At 62.5% G+C, this 22,324-nt stretch carries 17 protein-coding genes; 10 read left to right on the top strand and 7 right to left on the bottom strand.

Annotated features, from left to right (window positions below; genetic code table 11):
- Positions 1–99: 99 nt before the first annotated feature.
- From peaA to IF103_RS12280, 5 genes are all read left to right on the top strand, one after another.
- Entirely contained in the window at positions 100–1,665 is a 1,566-nt protein-coding gene (gene peaA, locus IF103_RS12300; RefSeq protein ID WP_023380633.1) for a quinohemoprotein amine dehydrogenase subunit alpha, read from the top strand.
- Positions 1,666–1,714: 49 nt separating this feature from the next.
- Positions 1,715–3,145 carry a quinohemoprotein amine dehydrogenase maturation protein gene (peaB, locus tag IF103_RS12295; protein WP_023380632.1) on the top strand — a complete coding sequence of 477 codons (1,431 nt, stop codon included), beginning with the start codon at positions 1,715–1,717 and terminating at the stop codon, positions 3,143–3,145.
- Between the two features lies 1 nt (position 3,146).
- Entirely contained in the window at positions 3,147–3,470 is a 324-nt protein-coding gene (gene qhpC, locus IF103_RS12290) for a quinohemoprotein amine dehydrogenase subunit gamma (RefSeq protein ID WP_023380631.1), read from the top strand.
- Between the two features lie 31 nt (positions 3,471–3,501).
- Positions 3,502–4,623: a quinohemoprotein amine dehydrogenase subunit beta gene (gene peaD, locus IF103_RS12285; protein WP_202675347.1), complete on the top strand. Its 1,122-nt coding sequence runs from the start codon at positions 3,502–3,504 to the stop codon at positions 4,621–4,623.
- 102 nt (positions 4,624–4,725) lie between these two features.
- Positions 4,726–6,399: a fatty acid CoA ligase family protein gene (locus IF103_RS12280; RefSeq protein WP_202675346.1), complete on the top strand. Its 1,674-nt coding sequence runs from the start codon at positions 4,726–4,728 to the stop codon at positions 6,397–6,399.
- 92 nt (positions 6,400–6,491) lie between these two features.
- On the opposite strand, the gene mobA is transcribed toward IF103_RS12280, so the two are convergent.
- From mobA to IF103_RS12265, 3 genes are all read right to left on the bottom strand, one after another.
- Positions 6,492–7,073 carry a molybdenum cofactor guanylyltransferase MobA gene (gene mobA / locus IF103_RS12275; protein ID WP_023380629.1) on the bottom strand — a complete coding sequence of 194 codons (582 nt, stop codon included), beginning with the start codon at positions 7,071–7,073 and terminating at the stop codon, positions 6,492–6,494.
- Positions 7,074–7,134: 61 nt separating this feature from the next.
- Positions 7,135–10,257 (bottom strand): multidrug efflux RND transporter permease subunit, encoded by a 3,123-nt coding sequence (locus IF103_RS12270; protein WP_202675345.1) that lies wholly within the window; start codon positions 10,255–10,257, stop codon positions 7,135–7,137.
- Between the two features lie 11 nt (positions 10,258–10,268).
- A complete protein-coding gene (locus IF103_RS12265) occupies positions 10,269–11,444 on the bottom strand; it encodes an efflux RND transporter periplasmic adaptor subunit (RefSeq protein WP_104881750.1) in 1,176 nt (391 codons plus the stop codon).
- 157 nt (positions 11,445–11,601) lie between these two features.
- Here IF103_RS12265 and IF103_RS12260 point away from each other — a divergent pair, with 157 nt between their 5' ends.
- Together IF103_RS12260 and IF103_RS12255 are read left to right on the top strand one after the other, a co-directional pair.
- Complete coding sequence (locus IF103_RS12260; RefSeq protein WP_023380626.1) at positions 11,602–12,303, top strand: response regulator; 702 nt, start codon at positions 11,602–11,604, stop codon at positions 12,301–12,303.
- A 6-nt stretch (positions 12,304–12,309) separates the two neighbouring features.
- Positions 12,310–13,611, top strand: coding sequence for an ATP-binding protein (locus tag IF103_RS12255; RefSeq protein WP_023380625.1), 1,302 nt, complete (start codon positions 12,310–12,312; stop codon positions 13,609–13,611).
- Here the strand turns inward: IF103_RS12255 and IF103_RS12250 are convergent.
- Entirely contained in the window at positions 13,608–13,775 is a 168-nt protein-coding gene (locus tag IF103_RS12250) for a hypothetical protein (RefSeq protein ID WP_167332793.1), read from the bottom strand. The two genes, IF103_RS12255 and IF103_RS12250, sit on opposite strands and share 4 nt — an antisense overlap.
- 210 nt (positions 13,776–13,985) lie before the next feature.
- On the opposite strand from IF103_RS12250, the gene IF103_RS12245 reads away from it, so the two are divergent.
- The gene (locus IF103_RS12245; RefSeq protein ID WP_023380623.1) at positions 13,986–15,143 is read left to right on the top strand and encodes an ATP-binding protein; all 1,158 of its coding nucleotides are present in this window, start codon (positions 13,986–13,988) and stop codon (positions 15,141–15,143) included.
- A gap of 193 nt (positions 15,144–15,336) precedes the next feature.
- Entirely contained in the window at positions 15,337–15,717 is a 381-nt protein-coding gene (locus IF103_RS12240) for a hypothetical protein (RefSeq protein WP_252189399.1), read from the top strand.
- A gap of 57 nt (positions 15,718–15,774) precedes the next feature.
- Here the strand turns inward: IF103_RS12240 and IF103_RS12235 are convergent, their stop codons facing one another.
- Both IF103_RS12235 and IF103_RS12230 read right to left on the bottom strand, forming a co-directional pair.
- On the bottom strand, positions 15,775–16,743 hold the full coding sequence (locus IF103_RS12235; protein WP_202675344.1) for an endonuclease: 969 nt from the start codon (positions 16,741–16,743) through the stop codon (positions 15,775–15,777).
- An 81-nt stretch (positions 16,744–16,824) separates the two neighbouring features.
- Positions 16,825–17,958, bottom strand: coding sequence for an MFS transporter (locus IF103_RS12230; RefSeq protein WP_051376122.1), 1,134 nt, complete (start codon positions 17,956–17,958; stop codon positions 16,825–16,827).
- 248 nt (positions 17,959–18,206) lie between these two features.
- Between IF103_RS12230 and IF103_RS12225 the strand changes: the two genes are divergently transcribed.
- Positions 18,207–19,589 carry a purine-cytosine permease family protein gene (locus IF103_RS12225; RefSeq protein ID WP_104881751.1) on the top strand — a complete coding sequence of 461 codons (1,383 nt, stop codon included), beginning with the start codon at positions 18,207–18,209 and terminating at the stop codon, positions 19,587–19,589.
- Between the two features lie 106 nt (positions 19,590–19,695).
- Here the strand turns inward: IF103_RS12225 and IF103_RS12220 are convergent, their stop codons facing one another.
- The gene (locus tag IF103_RS12220) at positions 19,696–22,239 is read right to left on the bottom strand and encodes an excinuclease ABC subunit UvrA (RefSeq protein ID WP_023380617.1); all 2,544 of its coding nucleotides are present in this window, start codon (positions 22,237–22,239) and stop codon (positions 19,696–19,698) included.
- Positions 22,240–22,324: the final 85 nt, after the last annotated feature.

Here is a 22,324-nt window from a genome sequence, read left to right as displayed (position 1 = left end):
GCGTGACCTGGCATAGTTTCTGTATCGCAACCGATACATGCACACCTGTTGTACCAAAGCGTGCGAAAACCATAAGAAAAACACCGTGGAGGTCTGACCTTGAAGACGACTCGACTCCGGCGGCATGCGGGTAAGCTGGCACTGGTTGCCGCCGCACTGCTGAGCACCCAGGCCATGGCGGCCGAGCAGGGCCCGAGCCTGTTACAGAACAAGTGCATGGGGTGCCATATCCCCGAAGGCAACGACACCTACAGTCGCATCAGCCACCAGCGCAAGACTCCGGAAGGCTGGCTGATGAGTATCGCCCGCATGCAAGTCATGCACGGCCTGCAGATCAGCGATGACGATCGCCGCACCCTGGTCAAGTACCTGGCCGACAAGCAGGGCCTCGCCCCGAGTGAAACCGACGGCGTGCGCTATGCCATGGAACGCCGGCTCAACACCGTCGAGCACTTCGACGAACAACTGAGCCAGACCTGCGGTCGCTGCCACTCCGGTGCCCGGGTGGCCTTGCAACGTCGTCCCGCCCAGGAATGGGAGCACTTGGTCAACTTCCACCTCGGACAATGGCCGTCCTTGGAATACCAGGCCCAGGCCCGTGACCGCGAGTGGCTGGAAATCGCCCTCAAGCAAGTGGTGCCAGACCTGGCCAAGCGCTTCCCGCTTGAGAGCCCCGCTTATGCGGCATGGGAAAAGGCCAAGCCCAAAGCCGATACGCTTCAGGGACAATGGGCGTTTAGCGGCCATATGTTGGCCAAAGGTGATGTACGCGGCGTGATGACGGTCACCCCCGACCAAGGTGACACCTTCAAGGTCGACGTCAAAGGCGCCTACGCCGATGGCACGCCGTTCAATGGCAGCGGCTCGGCGATCCTCTACAACGGCTACGAATGGCGCGGCAACGTAAAGGTCGGTGACAGCCACCTGCGTCAGGTGTTCGCGGCGCTGGATGGCGAAATGAAAGGCCGCATGTTCGAGGCCGAACACGACGAGCGCGGCCTGGACTTCAGTGCCGCCCAGGCGGGCAAGGCGCGTCTGCTGGCCGTGCAGCCGGCCTTCATCAAGGCCGGTACCGAACAGGAAGTCACCCTGGTAGGCAGTGACCTTGCTGGCAAGCCGGACCTTGGCGCAGGTGTACAGGTGACCGAGGTGCTGGAGTCGACTCCAACGTGGGTTCGAGTCAAGGCGCGAGCCGCGGCCGATGCCACGCCTGGCCAGCGCGAAGTGACCGTGGGTGCGCTCAAGGGCGCAAGCCTGGCGGTTTACGACAAGGTCGACGAAGTGAAGGTCGTGCCGGCGTTTTCCATTGCCCGTATCGGCGAGAACGGCGCTTCGGTGCCCAAGGTTCAGGGGCGCTTCGAGGCCGAGGCCTGGGGCAAGGACGCCAGTGGCCAGCCGCTGCGCATCGGCTACCTGCCGGCGAAGTGGAAGGTCGAGCCGTTCAACGAACGCGCGATCGAGGACGAAGACGTGAAGTTCGCCGGCACCATGCAGGCTGACGGTGTGTTCGTGCCGGGAGGCGCAGGCCCCAACCCTGCGCGCAAGATGATGACCAATAACGCCGGCAACCTGAAGGTCATCGCCCAACTCGAAGATGGCGGCCAGCAGGGCGAAGGCCACCTGATCGTCACCGTACAACGCTGGAACAACCCGCCGTTGCCTTAAGGGCTGTGGCGGACGCGTATTCCAACGGATCGATTATCGGGAGGTTGCCATGGGCGCACTACTGAACCTGGTCGAACGCAACCTGCACGAAGTGCAGGTCGATGCCGACCGTATGTTGTTTCACATTCCCAGCAGCTCTTTGTTCACCGCGGATGCGGTGACTGGCGGCATCATCGATGCCTTGCGCCAACGAGGCTGCTCGGCCGAAGAGCTGATGCAGCGGCTTGGCCAGCAGTTCGCCGGGCAGGATATCGAAGAGACCCTACGGGAGTTGATCGCCCTGGAATTGGTCAGCGACGGCTCGCCGCTGACCCCGGAGATCGCCCTCAAGCAGGTCGAGCGCACGGCGCTGAACACTGTGGTACTGAATGTCAACACCGGTTGCAATCTAAGTTGCACCTACTGCTACAAGGAAGACTTGGACAAACCCTCGGCTGGGAAGAAGATGAGCACGGCCACCGCCGAGGCCTCGGTGGAAATGCTGCTCACGGAATCGCCCAACGAAGAGCGCTACAGCGTGGTGTTCTTTGGCGGTGAGCCGCTGTCCAACAGGCCATTGATCGAGCACATGGTGGGCTACTGCGAGCGGCGCTTCGCCGAGGCCGGCAAGCAGGTGGAGTTCATCATGACCACCAACGCCACCTTGCTGACCGAAGAGATCGTCGACTGGCTCAACGCCCACCGCTTTGGTCTGTCGGTGAGCATCGACGGGCCAAAGACCGTGCACGACCGTAACCGCATCACCGTGGGCGGGCAGGGTACCTACGACGTGGTGCGACGCAAGGTCGACATGCTGCTGTCGCGTTACCACAGCCGCCCGGTGGGTGCGCGGGTGACCTTGACCCGTGGCATCACCGACGTCGAGACGATCTGGAACCACCTGTTCAACGAGCTGGGTTTCGCCGAAGTCGGTTTTGCGCCGGTCACCTCCGGAGACATGGCAAGCTTCAACCTGACCAGTGACGAACTGGTGGAGGTCTTCGCCAACATGAAGGCACTGGGTCGACGCTACCTGGAGGCGGCACTGGCGCATCGCAACATCGGCTTCTCCAACCTGCACCAGCTGATTACGGACATCCACGAAGGCCACAAGAAGGCACTGCCGTGCGGCGCCGGGTTGAAGATGCTGGCCGTCGACCACGAAGGCGAGCTGAACCTGTGCCATCGCTTCACCGGCTCCAGCCTGCCGACCTTTGGCAATGTGCACCAGGGGGTGAAGCAGGCGCAGCTCAACGACTTCCTCTCCCAACGTCTGGACCGCAGCAACACGGGCTGCGACAGCTGCCGTATCCGCAACCTGTGCTCCGGCGGTTGCTACCACGAAAGCTATGCCCGCTACGGCGACCCGCAGCACCCGACCTATCACTACTGCGAGCTGATGCGTGACTGGGTCGACTTCGGCATCGAGGTCTACAGCCGCATCATGGCCGTCAACCCGGCCTTCATCGACCGCTACATCACTCCGCGGAAGGCGCACTGACATGAAGCATTTGAAGCCCCTGAACAACAAGGCACGGATTCTCGAACAGGCTGCCGCCGAAGACCGCGTCGAAGAAGTCATGGCCATGAGCGCGGTGGCCGGCTGCACCGCCACCACCGACCCGGGCTGGGAAGTGGACGCCTTTGGCGGCGTGAGCTCGCTGTGCCAGCCCATGGAAGCCGACCTGTATGGCTGTTCCGACCCTTGCTGGTGGCCCGCCCAGGTGCCGGACATGATGAGCACCTACCAGGACTGGAACGCCCAGGCGAGCAACTCCCAGGAAGACTGGCGGAACCTCGGCACCGTGTTCCCGAAAGACAAGTGACGGTCCAACAAGAATGACAAGGGGAAACCGCATGAAAGCTGGACGCTGCGCGCAACTCGCGCTCACCATCGCCGCTATGACCTGCGCCTGGGCAGCCCAGGCCGAGGACACCGGCCCCGCCTTGAAGGCTGGCCATGAATACCTGATCGCCACCAACTACCCGAACAACCTGCATGTGGTGGATGTCGCCAGCGACGCACTCTACAAGAGCTGCCGCATGCCTGACGCCTTCGGCCCAGGCACCGCGATGATGGCACCGGACAACCGCACCGCCTACGTGCTGAACAACCATTTTGCCGACATCTACGGCATCGACCTGGACACCTGCAAGACCACCTTCCACGCCAACCTATCCAGCGTGCCGGGCGAAGTCGGCAAATCGATGTACTCGTTCGCCATCAGCCCTGACGGCAAAGAGGTGTATGCCACGGTCAACCCGACGCAGCGCCTGAACGACCACTACGTGGTCAAGCCGCCGCGCCTTGAGGTATTCCGTACAGCTGATGGCCTGGAGGCCAAGCCCGTGCGCACCTTCCCGATGCCACGCCAGGTCTACCTGATGCGCACCGCCGACGATGGCAGCCTGTTCGTGGCCGGGCCGGACCTCTACAAGATGGATGTCAACACGGGCAAGTACGAAGTGGCGTTGCCGCTGCGCAATTGGAACCGCAAGGGCTACAGCGCTCCGGACGTGCTGTATTTCTGGCCGCACCAAAGCGCCCGGCATGAGTTCTCGATGCTGTACACCATCGCCAAGTTCAAGGATGAGAAGCAGGACCCCAACACCGCGGAGTTGCTGTATGGCTACCTGAGCGTGGACTTGAAGACGGGCAAGCGTCATACCGCTGAGTTCGCCGACCTGACGGAGCTGTACTTCACCGGCTTACGCTCGCCGAAAGACCCGAACCAGATGTACGGCGTGCTCAACCGCCTGGCCAAGTACGACATCAAGCAGCGCAAGCTGATCAAGGCGGCGAATCTGGACCACACTTACTACTGCGTGACCTTCGACAAAAAGGGCGACAAGTTGTACCTGGGCGGCACCTTCAACGACCTGGCGGTGTTCAACCCGCAAACCCTGGAAAAGGTGAAGAACATCAAGTTGCCCGGTGGCGACATGTCCACCACCACGCCTCAGGTGTTCGTCCGTTAAACCGGCGTCGCCACGCCGGCTCCTGCATCGCTCTCCTGCACGAGCCGGCTTGCCTGCGAAAGCGCCGGTCCAGTCATTACAAGAACAACAAGAGAACTGCCCATGCCCCAGCCAAGCTACTCACAGGGCAACCCGGACAAGGCCCTGCTCGACCAATGCATCGGCGACGCCTTCGACGCCACCGTCGCCCGCTTCCCCGATCGCGAGGCACTCGTGGTCCGCCACCAGGCCCTGCGCTACACCTGGCAACAGCTGGCTGACGCGGTCGATCAGCATGCCCGCGCGCTCATGGCCCTTGGTGTGCAACCTGGCGATCGCTTGGGCATCTGGGCGCCCAATTGCGCCGAATGGTGCATCACTCAGTTCGCCAGCGCCAAGGTCGGTGCCATTCTGGTCAATATCAATCCGGCCTATCGCTCCAATGAACTGGACTACGCCCTGGGCCAGTCTGGCTGCCGTTGGGTAATCTGCGCGGACGCCTTCAAGACATCCGATTACCACGCCATGCTGCAGGGCCTGATCCCGGGCCTTTCCCATGGGCAGCCGGGTGCGCTGATCTGCGAGCGCTTTCCCGACCTGCGCGGTGTCGTGAGCCTGGCGCTGTCGCCGCCTCCAGGTTTCCTGGCCTGGCATGACCTGCAAGCCCGCGCCGAAGCCATCAGCCGCGAAGCCTTGGCCGAGCGGCAGGCGCAATTGCAGTGCAACGACCCGATCAATATCCAGTACACCTCTGGCACCACAGGCTTCCCCAAAGGCGCCACGCTCAGCCATCGCAACATTCTCAACAATGGCTACATGGTCGGTGAAAGCCTGGGCCTGACCGAACACGATCGCCTGGTGGTGCCGGTGCCTTTGTATCACTGTTTTGGCATGGTCATGGCCAACCTCGGCTGCATGACCCATGGCAGTGCCCTGATCTACCCCAACGACGCCTTCGACCCCCTGGCTACGCTGAGGGCAGTGGCGGAAGAAAAGGCCACCGCACTGTACGGTGTACCCACCATGTTCATCGCCGAACTCGACCACCCACAGCGCGGCGAATTCGATCTGTCGAGCCTGCGTACCGGCATCATGGCTGGGGCCACTTGCCCGATCGAGGTAATGCGTCGGGTAATCGACCAGATGCACATGGCCGAAGTGCAGATCGCCTACGGCATGACCGAGACCAGCCCGGTGTCGCTGCAGACTGGCGCCGATGACGATCTGGAACGGCGGGTGACCAGTGTCGGGCGCACCCAGCCGAGGCTGGAGAACAAGATCATCGATGCCGAGGGCAGCACCTTGCCCCGTGGTGAGATCGGCGAGCTATGCACCCGTGGCTACAGTGTGATGCTGGGTTACTGGAACAACCCCAAGGCCACTGCCGAGAGCATCGACGCCGAGGGCTGGATGCACACGGGTGACCTGGCGGTGATGGACGAGCAGGGCTACGTGCGGATCGTCGGGCGCAGCAAGGACATGATCATTCGCGGGGGAGAGAACATCTACCCGCGTGAGCTGGAGGAGTTTTTCTTCACCCACCCAGCGGTTGCCGATGTGCAGGTGATCGGGGTCCCGTGCAAGAAGTATGGTGAAGAGATCGTTGCCTGGGTGCGGTTGCATCCAGGGCATACGGCCACCGAAGACGAGTTACGCGAATGGGCGAGGGCGCGGATTGCCCACTTCAAGGTGCCCCGGTACTTCCGCTTCGTCGATGAGTTTCCGATGACGGTCACCGGTAAGGTGCAGAAGTTCAGGATGCGTGAGATCAGTGTCGAGGAATTGGCGCTGGAGTGAGTCCGTGCAGTTTGCGCTCTGGCGTGGGGCTTGTGGAAACCGGGGTTGCCGTGTGGCACCGGCTTGGCCGGTGATCGCTGGCGAGCCCGCTCCTACAAAGTCCGCTTCAGCAGATTCGGGCTGTTGAAGTTGCTCAACCTTGGATCCTCTTCCGCGCAGTCCAGCCCTTCAATCGACTGGCGCATCAGCGCTCTCTGCAAACTCCGCTCACCTGCTGCCCAGGCTTGTTCGAGCAAGGGTAATACCCGGCGCGGCAGGACGCTGAACATTGGCTGCCAGAACCCACCCTGGCGAACCATCGCGCAGCGGTCATGCTGCACGGCCAATTTGCGCAGGTCGTCGATCAGTGCCTGGTCGACCAGCGGCGCGTCGCAGGCCAGCACCACCACCCACTCATGACGTGCCTTTGCAAGCCCAGCGATCACCCCGGCCAGGGGGCCGGGGAAATCCGGGTCTGCATCGCCAACCAGTTGGTTGGCATAGGCCCGGTAGGTGTCCTGATTGCGATTGCAGGAAATCACCAGGTCATCGCTGAGAGGCCGTACCACGCGCTGCACATGCGCTACCAGCGGTTCACCCTGCCAGTCGACCAGGCCCTTGTCGCGGCCGCCCATGCGTTGGCCACGGCCGCCGGCGAGGATGAGGATGGAGCAGGGGGGCAGTGCGTCTGGCATGAAAAAGGGTTCCGGGCAGTCGATGCCGGGAACCCTCTCATTCAACGGGCTGCTTGTCCAGTCAGGTTTCGTCGGTCAACAGCTTGCCCTGGATGGCGCTGCCGCGCACGGCCAGACGCATCACCACCACGAAGAACACCGGCACGAACACCACCGCCAGGGTGGCACTGAGCATGCCGCCGATCACTCCGGTGCCGATCGCCTGCTGACTGGCCGAGCTGGCGCCGGTGGCGATGGCCAGGGGTACCACGCCGAGGATGAACGCCAGGGAGGTCATGACGATGGGGCGCAAGCGCAGACGGGCAGCCTGAACCGCAGCGTCGACGGCATCATGCCCCTGGTCGACCAGGCTCTTGGCGAACTCGATGATCAGGATGGCATTTTTGGCCGACAAACCGATCAGGGTGATCAAGCCGACCTTGAAGAACACGTCGTTGGGCATGCCGCGCAGGGTCACCGCCAGCACCGCCCCTAGCACACCCAGCGGCACCACCAGCAACACCGCGGTGGGGATCGACCAGCTTTCGTACAGTGCGGCCAGGCACAGGAACACCACCAGCAACGATAACCCCATCAGCAAGGGGGCCTGGCTGCCGGATAGACGCTCCTGCAGCGACAGGCCGGTCCATTCCAGACCCGTACCCACGGGCAACTGGGCTACCAGGCGCTCGATTTCAGCCATCGCTTCACCCGAGCTGTAACCGGCCGCCGGTTCGCCTGAGATCGACACCGCCGGGTAACCGTTGTAGCGGGTCAGTTGCACGGGTCCGCTGACCCACCTGGCCTGGACGAAGGCAGCCAGAGGTACCATCTTGCCGCTGCTGTTGCGCACATGGATGTTCAGCAGGTCTTGCACCTGACTGCGCCGGTCGCCTTCGGCCTGTACCACCACGCGTTGCATGCGCCCCTGGTTGGGGAAGTCGTTGACGTAGTTGGAACCCACCGCGGTATCCAATACCGAGCCAATGTCGGCAAACGACACACCCAGGGCATTGGCCTGGCGGCGGTCGATTTCCAGTTGCACTTGTGGGCTTTCAGCCAGCGATGACTCGCGGACATTGGTCAGCACCTTGCTCTTGGCTGCGCCGGCCAGCAACTGGTCACGGGCTGCCATCAGCTCGCCATGACCGATGCCACCTCGGTCCTGCAGGCGGAACTCGAAACCCGTCGACTCGCCCAGGCCATCGATGGGCGGTGGCAGCACCGAGAAAGCGATCGCGTCCTTGATCTGGCTGAAGGCCACGGTTGCACGGTCGGCAATCGACTGGGCGCTGTCGTCACTCCCTCGCTCGGACCAGTCCTTGAGCGTGGTGAAGGCTAGCGCGGCATTCTGCCCGCTACCTGAGAAGCTGAAGCCGAGGATCACCGTGGTGTTGCCCACCCCTGGCTCCTGAGCGTTGTGCGCTTCGATCTGCGCTGCCACCTGCTCGGTGCGCATGCGGCTGGCACCGGGTGGCAACTGAATGTCGGTAATGGTGTAGCCCTGGTCTTCGGTGGGCAGGAATGCGGTGGGCAACTGGCTGAAACCATAACCCAGAACCGCCAGCAGCGCGCCATAGACCAGCAGATAACGGCCGCTGCGTTTGAGCGCCGCCATTACCCAGCGTTGGTAGCCTTCGCTTGTCGCTTCGAAGCGACGATTGAACCATCCGAAGAACCCCTTGCGCTCATGATGCCCGCCCTTGGCCACCGGTTTGAGCAGTGTCGCGCACAGGGCCGGTGTGAGGCTCAGTGCCAGGAATGCCGAGAACAGGATCGACACCGCCATGGACACCGAGAACTGCTGGTAGATCACCCCGACCGAGCCTTTCATGAAGGCCATCGGCAGGAACACCGCCACCAGCACCAGGGTGATACCGATGATAGCGCCGCTGATCTGGCCCATGGCCTTGCGCGTCGCCGCCCTGGGCTCAAGACCTTCTTCAGCCATGATGCGCTCGACGTTCTCCACCACCACGATGGCATCGTCCACCAGGATACCGATGGCCAATACCATTCCGAACAAAGTCAGCACATTGACCGAGAAGCCCATCGCCAGCATCACGGCAAAGGTACCCATCAGCGCCACTGGCACCACCAAGGTTGGGATTAGGGTGTAGCGCAGGTTCTGCAGGAACAGGAACATGACTGCGAACACCAGCAGCATGGCCTCGAACAGGGTGTTGATCACTTGCTTGATCGACACTTTGACGAACGGCGAGGTGTCATAGGGGATGTCGTACCGGACCCCTTCGGGGAAGTAGCGTGACAGCTCCTGCATTTTTGCCCGCACCAGATCGGCAGTCTCCATGGCGTTGGCGCCGGGGGCGAGCTGTACGCTGAAGGCCGTAGCTGGCTTGCCGTTCAGGCGAGTGCCGTACTGGTATTCTTGAGCACCGATCTCAACCCGGGCGACGTCGCCGATGGTCACGCTGGAGCCGTCAGTATTGGCACGCAGCACGATGCCGGCGAATTCTTCCGGCGTGCTCAGCTGGCCCTTGACCACCACATTGGCGGTGATCTCCTGTGTGCCACGGGCGGGCAGGTCGCCGATGCTGCCAGGCGCGACCTGGGCGTTCTGCGCGGCGATGGCGGCGGCGACGTCATTGGGCGTGAGTTGGTAGCCGATCAGCTTGGCCGGGTCGATCCAGATGCGCATGGCCCGTTCGGAGCCATACAACTGCGCCTTGCCGACACCCTTGAGGCGACGGATCTCGTTCATCACGTTGCGCGCCAGGATGTCGGACAGAGCGGTCTCATCCAGGCTGCCGTCCTCGGAGGTGAGGGTCGCGAGCAACAGGAAGCCGGTGGAGACCTTCTCCACTTGCAGGCCCTGTTGGGTGACGGGGCGGGGCAGGCGCGACTCGACGACCTTGAGCCGATTCTGCACGTCGACCTGGGCCATGTCCGGATGGGTGCCGGGCTCGAAGGTGGCGGTGATGGTGGCACTGCCCAGGCTGCTTTGCGACTCGAAGTAAAGCAGGTTGTCGGCACCGTTGAGCTCTTGCTCGATCAGGCTGACCACGCTCTCGTCCATGGTCGCCGCGGAAGCGCCGGGATAGACGGCGTAGATCTCGACCTGCGGTGGCGCCACGTTGGGGTACTGGGCCACCGGCAACTGCACAATCGACAGCGCTCCGGCCAAAAGAATGAACAGCGCCACCACCCAGGCGAAGATGGGGCGGTCAATGAAGAACTGCGGCATGGATCAGGCCCTCACTGGCCGAGGTGTTGGGCAATGGGCTGGGCACCCTGGGGGGCGTCGACTTGCACCTGGTCGCCGGCCTTGATGTGTTGCAGCCCTTCGATGACCACGCGCTCACCAGGGGCCAGGCCTTCGCTGACCACCCAGCGGTCACCTTGGGCGTTGCCCAGCGCGACTTGGCGCTCGCTGACCTGGGACCGTTGGTCGACCACCAGCACCTTCGGTACCCCGGCACTGTCACGCAGGATGGCCCGTTGCGGGACACTGATACCCTTGGGTTGCAGCGCCTGTTCGAGGCGAACGCGCACGTAGCTGCCCGGCAGCAGGTCGAGATCCGGGTTGGGGAACTCGCTGCGTAGGGTGATCTGGTTGGTGCTCGGGTCGACACTGATATCGGAGAACAGCAACTTCCCCGGCAGCGGGTAGGCGCTGCCGTCGTCCTGGATCAACGTGGCACGGGCCTGGCCATCACCTGCCTGTTGCAGCTCGCCTGCCCGCAAGGCGCGGCGCAGGGCGTTGAGTTCGCGGGTCGACTGGGTGACGTCGGCATGGATCGGGTCCAATTGCTGGATGGTCGCCAGGGGCGTGGTCTCGTTCTGCCCGACCAGTGCGCCCTCGGTGACGAGCGCTCGGCCAATGCGCCCCGAGATAGGGGCGGTGACCGTGGCGTAACCCAGGTTCAGGCGTGCCCGCTCGAGCGCCGCCTTGGCTTCGGCGACCGCCGCATCGGCTTGCAGGAACGCCGCGCGCGCATTGTCGTACTCCTGGCGACTGACGGCCTTGTCGTCGACCAGCTCGCGGTAGCGTTGCTCCTGCAGCCGGGCCTGGTACAAGGTAGCCTGGGCCTTGGCCAGGGTAGCGCGGGCGCTGTCATGGTCAGCCTTGAACGGTGCCGGGTCGATCAGGAACAGCACATCGCCTTGCTTGACGTCGCTGCCTTCGCGGTACACACGCTTGAGCACCACGCCCGCCACCCGGGCGCGAACTTCGGCGGTGCGCGGGGCGAGCAGCCGGCCGCTCAGCTCGGTGCTGACTGCCAGAGGCTGCAGCTGCACGGTTTCCACGCGCACCTGGGGCTTGGGTGTTTGTTCATTGGGTTGCGAGCTGTCGTCGCATCCGGCCAGAGTCAGGGTGACAAGCGCCAGAAGCGCCATGGGGCGCAGGCGCGAAGGGAAAGAAATAGGCATACCGATCTTCCGATGATGAGCGTGCGTATCCTAAGGCAGCCGAGGGCTGGCTGCCTGTTACCAGCTGTAGGGCGAGTGTGAAAAAGTGTGAAGAATGGCCCTGACGAAGCGTAGGATTCTATATCCTGCCTGCCTCTTTTTATGTATCAAAGTGCGTATGCCAAACCTTCTTCTGGTCGAAGACGACAGCGCGTTGTCCGAGCTGATTGCCAGCTACCTCCAACGAAACGACTACCATGTGCAGGTGATTGCCCGTGGCGACCATGTCCTGGACGCATTCCATCAACAAAAGCCCGACCTGGTGATACTCGACCTGATGCTGCCGGGCCTCGATGGCCTGCAGGTGTGTCGCTTGCTGCGCCAGGCCTCGCAGAGCCTGCCCATTCTGATGCTCACCGCCCGTGATGACAGTCACGATCAGGTCTTGGGGTTGGAGATGGGCGCGGACGACTATGTCACCAAGCCCTGCGAGCCCAGGGTATTGCTGGCCCGCGTGCGCACCCTGTTGCGCCGTAGCAGCGTCAACGAGCCGCGCCTGGAAAGTGATCTGATCCAGGTGGGGAGTTTGCGCATCGACCTGGCCGAACGCGCGGTGACGTGGCGGGGCGAAGAAGTGGAACTGTCGAGCGGCGAGTACAACCTGCTGGTGGTGTTGGCGCGCAGTGCCGGCGAGGTGCTGAGCCGCGATCGCATTCTGCAGGAACTGCGGGGTATCGAATTCAACGGCACCGATCGCTCGGTGGACGTCGCCATTTCCAAGCTGCGTCGCAAGTTCGACGACAATGCCGGCGAAGCGCGCAAGATCAAGACCGTTTGGGGCAAGGGATACCTGTTCAGTCGTGTCGAGTGGGAGTGCTGAACCCGCATGCTGAAAATCCTGGTGCGCCTGTACCTAGTGATCATCGTCGCCTACGCCGGTGCCTTGCTGTTGATTCCGGATGCCATCGTCGGACTGTTCCAGGACCGCTTCATGGCCTATAACCTGGAGCAGGCCAAAGGTGTACAGACCTTGATCGTCCGCCAGTTCCAACAGACCCCGTCCGAGCAGTGGCCGACGGTGGAGCGGGACCTGGCCAAGGTGTTCGAGCCGCTCCAGGTCCAATTGCTGCGCAATGACCAGGCGGGCTTGAGCCGCGACGAACAGGCGCGTCTGGCGCAAGGGCTTTATGCGGTGCGTATCGGCGATTGGGGTTACTACGAGACCGTTTTGGCCCCGCTGAACAATGACTGGCTGGTACGCTTGCATGCGCCGCCCGATCCGCTGGACATCAACCTGTTGTCCTGGGGCGTTACCGTGTTGATTGGCGCGGCCATGCTGGGATGCCTGCTGCTGTGGGTGTGGCCGCACTGGCGTGACCTTGAGCGACTCAAGGAGACCGCAAGGCGTCTGGGCCAAGGGCAGATGGCCGAGCGCACGCACATTTCGCCGCATTCCAACATCGGAGAACTGGCGGGAGTGTTCGACACCATGGCCAGTGACCTGGAACGGCATGTGAATCAGCAACGTGAACTGCTGAACGCGGTTTCCCATGAGCTGCGCACGCCGCTGACCCGCCTGGATTTCGGCCTCGTGCTGCTGTTCGATGAAGTGCCGCCAGCCAGTCGCAAACGCCTGCTTGAACTCGTTGGGCATGTGCGCGAGCTGGATGAGCTGGTGCTTGAGTTGTTGTCCTATAGCCGCTTGTACAACGCCGACCAGGCCCGTGAGCGGGTCGAGGTGTCGCTGCTGGAGTTGGTCGACAGCGTGCTGGGCGGTTTTGCCGAGGAGCTGGACGGCCGTGGTATCCAATGGGAAGTGCGCGCAGAGGGCATGTTGCCGCGCTTCGTGCTCGACCCGAGGTTGACCGCGCGTGCAGTGCAGAACCTCGTGCGCAACGCCATGCGTTATTGCGACCAGAGCCTGTTGCTGCGCTTGCGGCAGGAGGAGGACGGGGCCTGCCTGCTGACCGTGGAGGATGATGGCATCGGTATTCCGCCCGAAGAACGCGAACGCATCTTCCAGCCGTTCTATCGCCTGGATCGCAGCCGTGACCGCAACACCGGTGGGTTTGGCTTGGGGCTGGCGATCAGCCGAAGGGCGATCGAGGGGCAGGGCGGGACATTGACCGTGGCGCAGTCGGCGTTAGGGGGGGCGCAGTTCAGGATTCGTCTGCCGGCGTCTTCCTAGGCGAGGAATCCGGGTGAGGTGGGCGGGTCCTGAGCATCCTGCTTGAGGGTGAAGTAGACGGCGGCGCCGCACAGGCCAACCAGTCCCACGCTGGCCACGATGATGTCGCCCAGGACCATGCCGAGGACTAAAACCAACAAACTGAGGCGTGAGAGGGTGGTCATGGCGAGCTCCGTGGCGATTGGTCCGTCCCTGTTCCCTACCTTAACGCGTTGGATCCGATTTTGCAGCGCCAATATCGAGGGGTACAAATGTTCTCTTTCCGTTTCGCTGCGTTCTATAGTCGGCCTATAATCGTCTGTAAAATCGCGCGCTTCTATAATTGGTCTATAATTGCTCTATAGTTTCCTATAACCGACGCTCAAAGGACCGGAATGACCGAAACCCTCTATCACCGACCCGCCCTGGCTGCGCGGCTTTCCAAACTGATCTTGCAGGTCGCGGTGGGCAGTGCTGCCAGCTCGGGCGTTTTCCTGGCGGCGCCACGGCGTACCGGTAAGTCCACCTTCGCCCGTGAAGACCTGCGGCCTGCCTTGGAGGCAACAGGGGCGATCGTGCTGTACGCCGACTTGTGGAAAGACCTGAAGAAAGACCCTGGCCAGGTCATCGTCGAGGCGGTACGCGAAGCGGTCGGGCGCAATGAGGGTTTCATCACACGGCTGGCACGGTCGTCGGGGATGGAGAAGGTCGTAGTCGGTGGCCTCAACTTCAGCCTGGACAAGATTGGCCTGGGCAAGGACATCGACCTGACGGCAGCGTTGGTGGCACTTTCCGATGAGTCGAAGAAGATCATCGTGCTGATCATCGACGAAGCGCAACATGCGATCACCACCGACGAAGGCGTGGCAGCACTGTTCGCGCTCAAGGCGGCGAGGGACGAGCTCAACAGCTCAAGGCACTACGGCCTGCGCATCGTTTGCACCGGTTCGAATCGGGACAAGCTGGCGATGTTGCGCAACAGCAAGGACCAGGCATTCTTTGGCGCTTCGATGGTGCAGTTTCCAACGCTGGACCAGGACTTCATCGACTGGTTCTGCGCCAACGTCGATCTTGCCGGAGCACTGGACCCTGCTCAGGTGTTCCAGCTGTTCAAGGAGAGTGGTTATCGTCCTGAACTGCTGGGCGCGGCAGCCGACGAGATCCGATTCGACTTCGTCATCGAGCCGGATGCGATTCCTGCACGCTTTGCCGAACGGGTGCGCGCCCAGGCCGATGAGCTGAACGCCAACCTCAGGAAGGTAATTCACAGCCTGACCCCGATCCAGTCGGCGGTGATTCGGGTGATGAGCGTCAAGGGCGATGACTACGCGCCCTTCGAAGCGCCGACCATGGTGCTTTACGGCAAGGCCATGACCCTGGCGGGCATCGAGGCGAGTGACGTCCATGTCGAGGTTCCCGGCGTGCAGCAGGCCCTGATCGCGCTACAGCAGAAGAAACTGGTGTGGAAAGCCTCGCGAGGCGTGTACGCGGTCGATGACTCGGTGATTGCCGAAGTGCTTCGCGCCGATGGCCTGCTCGAAGGTCTGGAATGAGCCCGCTCGAAGGCGGCGCGGGGTCTTGAGCTACGAACCTTCATAACGTCTATAGCGAACCTGCCTATGGCCAGCGGATGCCCAGGGCTAGACTGAGCAGGTTGAGCCTGTCGACCTGCTGACGCCACAATAAAAAAGGGCTGTATCCGCCGAACGTTGATTTTCCTATCGGGGCGCGTCGGAGAATTGCCACATGAAACGCACGTCCAGCATTCGCCCATCACTTTCCATTGCCCGTCATGCGCTGGTACCGCTGTTTGCGGCCCTACTGGTGACGGGGTGCGCCCATGACCCGGATATCCGGATGGGGCATGACAATGTGGCCGGGACCACGCTGAAAAGCCCGCCCGACTTCATAAAATGCGTACGGGATGAGCTTCCTGCGGGTGAGAAGGCATTCATGCGCGAAGACAACCATGCGCTGGCGCTGTTCCTCGAAAGCACGGACCCACGACAGTCCACCGGCCTGGTCGAGATTCGCCCGTCTGGAACGCAGCATCACTATTCCGCTTATCAACGCGATGCCTGGTACGACAAGGGCAGGTTGTTGGACGCAGCACTGATGTGCTCGTGAGTTGTCTGATCGCCGTGGGAAGGGTCAGGGAGCCTTGGAGCTCCCTGTCTTGCACGTTTACTTGCAATTGCCCGCTTTGCGATACCCGGCAGCCTGAGCCTGGGATTCCGACTCGAACATGACCTGGTTCTTTTGGGAGAGCTGGTAGTAGCCGGGGCAACCAGTGGCAAGGTGATACACATGGCTGTTGCGGTTGCCGAGCACGGCACCGGAAGTCGCGTTGCTGGCAACGGTACGCTCGGCGGGCTTGGCCGTGGCAGTTTTTGCCGCCACGGCGGCGACCACACCGTCACCCACTGGCTTGTAGCCGAGCGACCAGGTGCGCTCACCGGTCACGAATGGGTTGGAGTGCCCCATGATCCGAGCGATGCGGGCGTTGCGTTCTTTTTCCCAGGCGGACACCGGGTGCTGCTTGTTCCAGGCCATCAGCAACTGCTGTTGCTGACGCGACATGCTCAGCTTGTAGCGATCGAACATGTAGAAGGTGGTGCGGGCAACCAGGCCTTTGACTTCGTCGCGGGGTTCCGCGGCCTTCTGCTGGAAGTCGATCTTGGTCGTGCACTGACCGTATTGCGGGGCGACGCCCGAGGCCATGCCGTAGTTGAAGTTGCTGCGGTCGCCATTCACTTCCCCCACGGCAGGGTAGAGGTTGAACAGGTCTGCCTCCATCGCGCGGAAAATAGGGTCTTCGTCCACGCACTGCTCGCGCCCACCGTTCTGCCAGCATTGGCGCTGATGGCCGAAGGTCCAGGCCGGGACGATGTGTTCCCATTCGGTGCGCTCGGCCCGGTTTTTCTGCTTGCGGGTTTCGTAGCCGCAGGAGGCGGGATCGATCCGACCGCCGGATTTACCAACCCAGGTCCACTTGCAGCCGCAGTACAGGTCCCCCATGGCGCTGTTGGCCTGGTCAAGGTAGACCTGCTGTTTGGCGATGACTTTGGCTTCGGTGAACGTGGCGGGTGGAGTAGCGAAGGCGCAGGGAATGGCAGAGAAGGCTAAGGTTATGACATACAACAGTTTTTTCATGGCGCACGGTAATTTGACTCTGGGGCGCCGGAGTATACATAAAAGGCCGTGGGGGAGCCCCACGGCCGTACTGCTCACGGTTCAGTGCCCACCTTTCATGCGGCGCGCGCACAGGTAGAGCGCCAGGCCAACCAGGGCGGCAGCAGCGCCGATGTAACCCGTACTCGTCCACCCCAAGCCGGCAGTGATCGCCATTCCGCCAAACCAGGGACCGAGCGCATTGGCCAGGTTGAATGCTGCATGGTTCGACGCCGCTGCCAGGCTTGGGGCTTCATGGGCGATATCCATCAAACGAATCTGCAGGGGCGCTGCCAATGCGATCATGGTGCCGACCAGGCCAATCCCCAGCAGCAGCGACCACAGTGCGCTGGCGGCGAACGAGAAGAACAGCAGCACCGCCATCGACCATACCAGCACCAGCCCAACGGCGCGGAACTGCCAACGGTCGAACAGCTTGCCGCCTGCGATGTTACCGACGATGCCGCCGACCCCGAATGCTGCCAGGCCAAATGGAATCCACTGCGGTGACACCTGGGTGACTTCGAGCATGGTCGGGGCCAGGTAGCTGAACACGCAGAACATACCCGCAAAGCCAATGGAGGCGATGGCCAGTGCCATCCACACCTGTGGCAGCCGGAAGGCCTGCAGCTCCTTGCGTGGGTCGCTGCGCACCTCGTCATGGCGCTGGGGCACGAAGCGCCAGACCATGGCGATGGTGCACAGGGCGATCATCCCGACCAGCACGAAAGCGGAACGCCAGCCAAAGAATTGCCCGAGGAAAGTGGCGACCGGGTTGCCCAGCAACATCGCCAAGGTCAGCCCCATCATGACCCGCGCCACCGCGCTGGCACGCTGATCGGTCGGCACCATGCTCGAAACCACTACCGCCGCGATACCAAAGTATGCTCCATGGGGAAGCCCGCTGATGAACCGGAAGGCGACCAGGCTGGCGAACGAGGGTGCGAATGCTGTGGCCAGGTTACCGATGGCATAAAGCGCCATCAACCACAGCAACAGGTGCTTGCGCAGCAGCCTGGCGCCCAGAATAGCCAGTGTCGGTGCACCGACCATCACCCCCAGGGCGTAGGCACTGATCGCATGGCCCACCTGAGGCTCGCTCAATTGCAGGTTATTGGCGATATCGGGCATCAAGCCCATGATGGCGAACTCGCCGGTACCGATGGCGAAGCTGCCCAGCGCCAGGGCGGCCTCCATCTTGGCAACGGTGGACGTGCTGCGCACTGGCGGTGGCGCTTGAATAACAGACATCGAGATCCTTATTGAAACATGCTGAAACGGTAAAGGGGGGATCTTAGACAATCCACGACTGCAGCGTCGAGGACCGGGGTGGCCGTCGGTCATTGCGCCGAGGCATGGCGTTACTAGCTATGAGGCGTTCGCTAACAGGCCGAGAGGCCATCGATAACCCACTGATAATCGTGAAAATGAATCAGGAGGCTGTCGTGAAGCTGGAAAAGCGCAGTATCGAGTTTGTCCCCCATAGCGAGCGTTACGGCACCCCCCGACGTTTGTTCACTATCTGGTTCAGTTCCAATTTCCAGGTCACGGCCTTGATGGTCGGCACGCTGGGTATTGCGTCAGGCTTGAGTTTCGTCTGGACATTGCTGGGCTTGTTGATCGGTAACCTGGTCGGCACCGTGTTCATGGCCGCGCACTCGGCCCAGGGCCCGCACCTGGGCATTCCACAAATGATCCAGAGCCGCGCGCAATTCGGCGTCTATGGCGCAGCCATTCCGCTGTTGGTGATGGTTGTTGCGGCAGTGTTGTTTCTGGCCGCCAGTGGCGTGCTCATGCGCGATGCCTTGAAGGCGCTGATGCCGATGAGCGATGACCAGGCCATCGTACTGGTTGGTGTGCTGACCTTCGTTATCGGTTTCGTTGGCTATGAACTGATCCACCGCTTGGGCGCCTGGATGAGCGTTTTGTCGACGCTGGTGTTCGCCACCGCCATGGTGCTGATCCTGTTGTACCCGCTGGACCCGGCCGCGACCATGGCGCCGAGCACCGGTTTCTCGTTCGCAGCGTTCAATTTGGTCATCGCCCAGGCAGCTTCATGGACATTGGGCTATGGCCCTTATGTGGCTGATTATTCACGCTACCTGCCGGCCAATGTACGCACCCGCGACACATTCTGGACGACCTATTGCGGTTGTGCGTTGGGTTCATTCGCCATGATGGCGCTTGGTGCCTTGTTGGCCGTGGCCATACCCACCGCGCTCGGCCACGACCCGGCCACCGCGATTGCCTCGTTGTTCGGACCGTGGGCACCGCTGGCGCTGGCTGTGATCGCGTTGGGCGTCATCCAGTACAACGTGCTTTGCCTCTACAGCGCTTACATGTCCACGGTGACGATCTTCGGTGCATTCGGCGAGCTCAAGCAGGTCACAGCAGCAGCCAAAGCCGTGGTGATGGCGGTACTGAGCATTGCCGCAACCCTGATCGCGATCGCCACCCAGTACCACTTCGACACCTTCTTCGCCGACATTCTGATCGGTCAGCTGTACCTGTTGATCCCCTGGAGCGCGATCAACCTGGTGGACTACTACTGGGTCTGCCGAGGCCACTACTCGGTGGCTGACCTTTACGATATCAAGGGCCGCTACGGGCGCTTCAACCGGCGGACCCTGGCGGTCTATGCGGTCTCCATCATTGGCACGATACCGTTCATGAAGCTGTCGTTCTACACCGGGTTCATTGCCCAGTGGCTGGACGCTGATATCAGCTGGGCCATGGGTTTGGTGCTGGCTGGGGCGCTGTACTGCATGGTCAACAGCCGACCGGCTAGTGCGAGCGCCGGGTTGTATGGCCAGCACCCGGTAGAGTGAATCATCGCGTCAGTGGGCGTCGGCGGACGGTTGACGCGACGTTCGTCGAGGCTAGCCGGGACCGCCGTTAGCCAAGTGATGACTGTAGGTTGGCAAGGCCGGAGTTTCAGACTCTCCTTGCCAGCTCTTGTGCAAGGTAAGGTGCAGTACGGCTGCCCTTGACCTGAGCGACGTGGTCGACTGTCCCCGTCGCCACGACCCGGCCACCTGCATGTCCCGCACCCGGCCCGATGTCGATGACCCAGTCAGCCTGTGCAACCACGCGCATGTCGTGCTCGATCACCACTACACTGTTGCCGGCATCGACCAGGCGCTGCAGTTGCGCCATCAGGCGGTCGGCATCGGCTACGTGCAAGCCTGTGGTCGGCTCGTCGAGCACATACAGGGTGCGGCCGCGCTGACTGCGCTGCAGCTCAGTGGCCAACTTGATGCGTTGGGCCTCGCCACCGGACAGCTCGGTGGCCGGTTGACCCAGGCGCAGGTAGCCCAGGCCGATCTCACGCAGGACCTGCAGTGAGCGCAATACGGCCGGTTCATCGGCGAAGCTGTCGCAGGCTTGCTCCACAGTCATGCGCAGCACATCGGCGATGGTGTGGCCGTTCCAGCGGACAGCGAGGGTTTCTTCGTTGTAACGGGCACCGTGGCAGGTGGGGCAGGGGGCATAGACGCTAGGCATGAACAGCAGCTCGACGCTGACGAAGCCTTCACCTTCGCAGGTATCGCAGCGTCCCTTGGCCACGTTGAACGAAAAGCGTCCGGCGTCGTAGCGGCGCTTGCGTGCCTGCTCGGTGGCGGCGAACAATTTGCGAACCGGGTCGAACAATCCGGTGTAGGTGGCAAGGTTGGAGCGTGGGGTGCGGCCGATTGGCTTTTGGTCCACCTGCACGACACGTTGCACGGCATGCACGTCACCACCGAGGTGGCCGCTGGTGCGTTCGATGATGGTCGGCCCTTCAACGCTGCTGTCGTCGGTGTTCTCTTCCGGTTCGTGCCCCAGGTGAAGCAGCATCAACTCAGGCAAAGCCTGGGCGATCAGGCTCGATTTGCCGGAGCCGGAAATACCCGTGACCGCCGTGAGCACGCCAAGTGGCACGCGGGTATCGACGCCCTGCAGGTTGTGCCGGCGGATCCCCTGTAGCTCCAGCCAACCGGTGGGCGTGCGGGCATGACTGGCGGGGGTGGGCAACTGCTCGAACAGGTAATGGGCAGTGTGGGACTCGGCCACTTCACGCAAACCGGCCGGCGGACCGCTGTACAGCACCCGTCCACCGCGCTCGCCGGCATCGGGGCCGACGTCCACCAACCACTGAGCGCGGCGCATCAACTCAAGGTCGTGCTCGACCACGAATACCGAGTTTCCAGCAACGCGCAGCCGGTCGAGGGCATCGTACAGCGCCTGGCTGTCAGAAGGGTGCAACCCGGCGGAGGGCTCGTCGAGCACATACACCACGCCAAACAGCAAGGCACTCAGTTGCGTGGCCAGGCGCAGGCGCTGAAGCTCGCCGGTCGACAATGTCGGTGTGGCGCGCTCCAGGGTGAGGTAGCCAAGGCCCAGTTGCTGCAGGGTACGCAGGCGCGTCAGCACGCCTTCGGCCAGGCGCTGCGCGGCCAGTTGTTTTTCTGCCGAGCGCGTGAAATGCGCATTGGTCTCGCCCTGGGCGACCGGTTCGAGCAGTGCTGCCACCTGGTCCAGCGGCATCTGCGCCAGGGTGCCGATATCCACTCCACAGAAGGTCACCGACAACGCTTCGGGCTTGAGGCGCTTGCCGGCACAAGCCGGACAGGGGTGGCCTTGCATGAAGCGCGACACGCGCTTTCGCATCAGGGCACTCTGGCTATTGGCGAAGGTATGCAGCACATAGCGCCGGGCGCCGGTGAAGGTGCCCATGTAGCTGGGTTCGAGCTTGCGCTTGAGCGCAATACGGGTTTCGGCGGGTGTGAGTCCGGCGTAAACCGGCACCGTGGGCGACTCTTCAGTGAACAGGATCCAGTCGCGGTCCTTCTGCGGCAGATCCTTCCAGGGCTTGTCGACGTCGTAGCCCAAGGTCACCAGGATGTCGCGCAGGTTCTGCCCGTGCCACGCCGGAGGCCATGCGGCAATCGCCCGGTCACGGATGCTCAGGGATGGGTCGGGGACCAGGGTCGCTTCGGTGACCTGGAAGACATGCCCCAGCCCATGGCACGCCGGGCAGGCACCTTGCGGTGTGTTGGGCGAGAAATCTTCGGCATACAGCATGCTCTGCCCGGGCGGATAGTGGCCCGCGCGGGAGTACATCATCCGCAGCAGGCTGGACAGGTTGGTGACGCTGCCGACCGAGGAGCGGGCATTGCTTGCCCCGCGTTGCTGTTGCAGTGCCACCGCCGGCGGCAAACCATCGATGGCGTCGACATCCGGCACGCCCACCTGGTCGATCAGGCGCCTGGCATAAGGGGCCACGGATTCGAAATAGCGCCGCTGCGCTTCGGCGTACAGGGTGCCGAAGGCCAAGGAAGACTTGCCCGAGCCGGACACGCCGGAAAACACCACCAATGCATCGCGGGGGATGGCGACATCCACCTCCTTGAGGTTGTGTTCACGTGCGCCGCGCACCACCACACAGCCTTCGCTGTCGAGGTGGCTGGGCTTGGTCGATGAAGGAGGGCGGGTCATGGGCGGCTCGGTGTTGGGCAATAGAGGGTACGGTAGCCAATGTCTGGCTTGGCTGCCTACCGCGGAGCGTCATGCAAGGGGCCAT

The sequence above is a fragment of the Pseudomonas sp. SK2 genome (assembly GCF_016772395.1).
In the GTDB taxonomy this organism is placed as follows: domain Bacteria; phylum Pseudomonadota; class Gammaproteobacteria; order Pseudomonadales; family Pseudomonadaceae; genus Aquipseudomonas; species Aquipseudomonas taiwanensis.
This window is presented reverse-complemented; position numbering and strand designations above follow the sequence as displayed.

What these genes read in the sequence shown, in the direction of transcription:
- peaB (WP_023380632.1), top strand. Translation starts at nt 1,715, where the DNA reads ATGGGCGCACTACTGAACCTGGTCGAACGCAACCTGCACGAAGTGCAG.
- qhpC (WP_023380631.1), top strand. Translation starts at nt 3,147, where the DNA reads ATGAAGCATTTGAAGCCCCTGAACAACAAGGCACGGATTCTCGAACAG.
- peaD (WP_202675347.1), top strand. Translation starts at nt 3,502, where the DNA reads ATGAAAGCTGGACGCTGCGCGCAACTCGCGCTCACCATCGCCGCTATG.
- IF103_RS12280 (WP_202675346.1), top strand. Translation starts at nt 4,726, where the DNA reads ATGCCCCAGCCAAGCTACTCACAGGGCAACCCGGACAAGGCCCTGCTC.
- mobA (WP_023380629.1), bottom strand. Translation starts at nt 7,073, where the DNA reads ATGCCAGACGCACTGCCCCCCTGCTCCATCCTCATCCTCGCCGGCGGC.
- IF103_RS12270 (WP_202675345.1), bottom strand. Translation starts at nt 10,257, where the DNA reads ATGCCGCAGTTCTTCATTGACCGCCCCATCTTCGCCTGGGTGGTGGCG.
- IF103_RS12265 (WP_104881750.1), bottom strand. Translation starts at nt 11,444, where the DNA reads ATGCCTATTTCTTTCCCTTCGCGCCTGCGCCCCATGGCGCTTCTGGCG.
- IF103_RS12260 (WP_023380626.1), top strand. Translation starts at nt 11,602, where the DNA reads ATGCCAAACCTTCTTCTGGTCGAAGACGACAGCGCGTTGTCCGAGCTG.
- IF103_RS12255 (WP_023380625.1), top strand. Translation starts at nt 12,310, where the DNA reads ATGCTGAAAATCCTGGTGCGCCTGTACCTAGTGATCATCGTCGCCTAC.
- IF103_RS12250 (WP_167332793.1), bottom strand. Translation starts at nt 13,775, where the DNA reads ATGACCACCCTCTCACGCCTCAGTTTGTTGGTTTTAGTCCTCGGCATG.
- IF103_RS12245 (WP_023380623.1), top strand. Translation starts at nt 13,986, where the DNA reads ATGACCGAAACCCTCTATCACCGACCCGCCCTGGCTGCGCGGCTTTCC.
- IF103_RS12240 (WP_252189399.1), top strand. Translation starts at nt 15,337, where the DNA reads ATGAAACGCACGTCCAGCATTCGCCCATCACTTTCCATTGCCCGTCAT.
- IF103_RS12235 (WP_202675344.1), bottom strand. Translation starts at nt 16,743, where the DNA reads ATGAAAAAACTGTTGTATGTCATAACCTTAGCCTTCTCTGCCATTCCC.
- IF103_RS12230 (WP_051376122.1), bottom strand. Translation starts at nt 17,958, where the DNA reads ATGGAGGCCGCCCTGGCGCTGGGCAGCTTCGCCATCGGTACCGGCGAG.
- IF103_RS12220 (WP_023380617.1), bottom strand. Translation starts at nt 22,239, where the DNA reads ATGACCCGCCCTCCTTCATCGACCAAGCCCAGCCACCTCGACAGCGAA.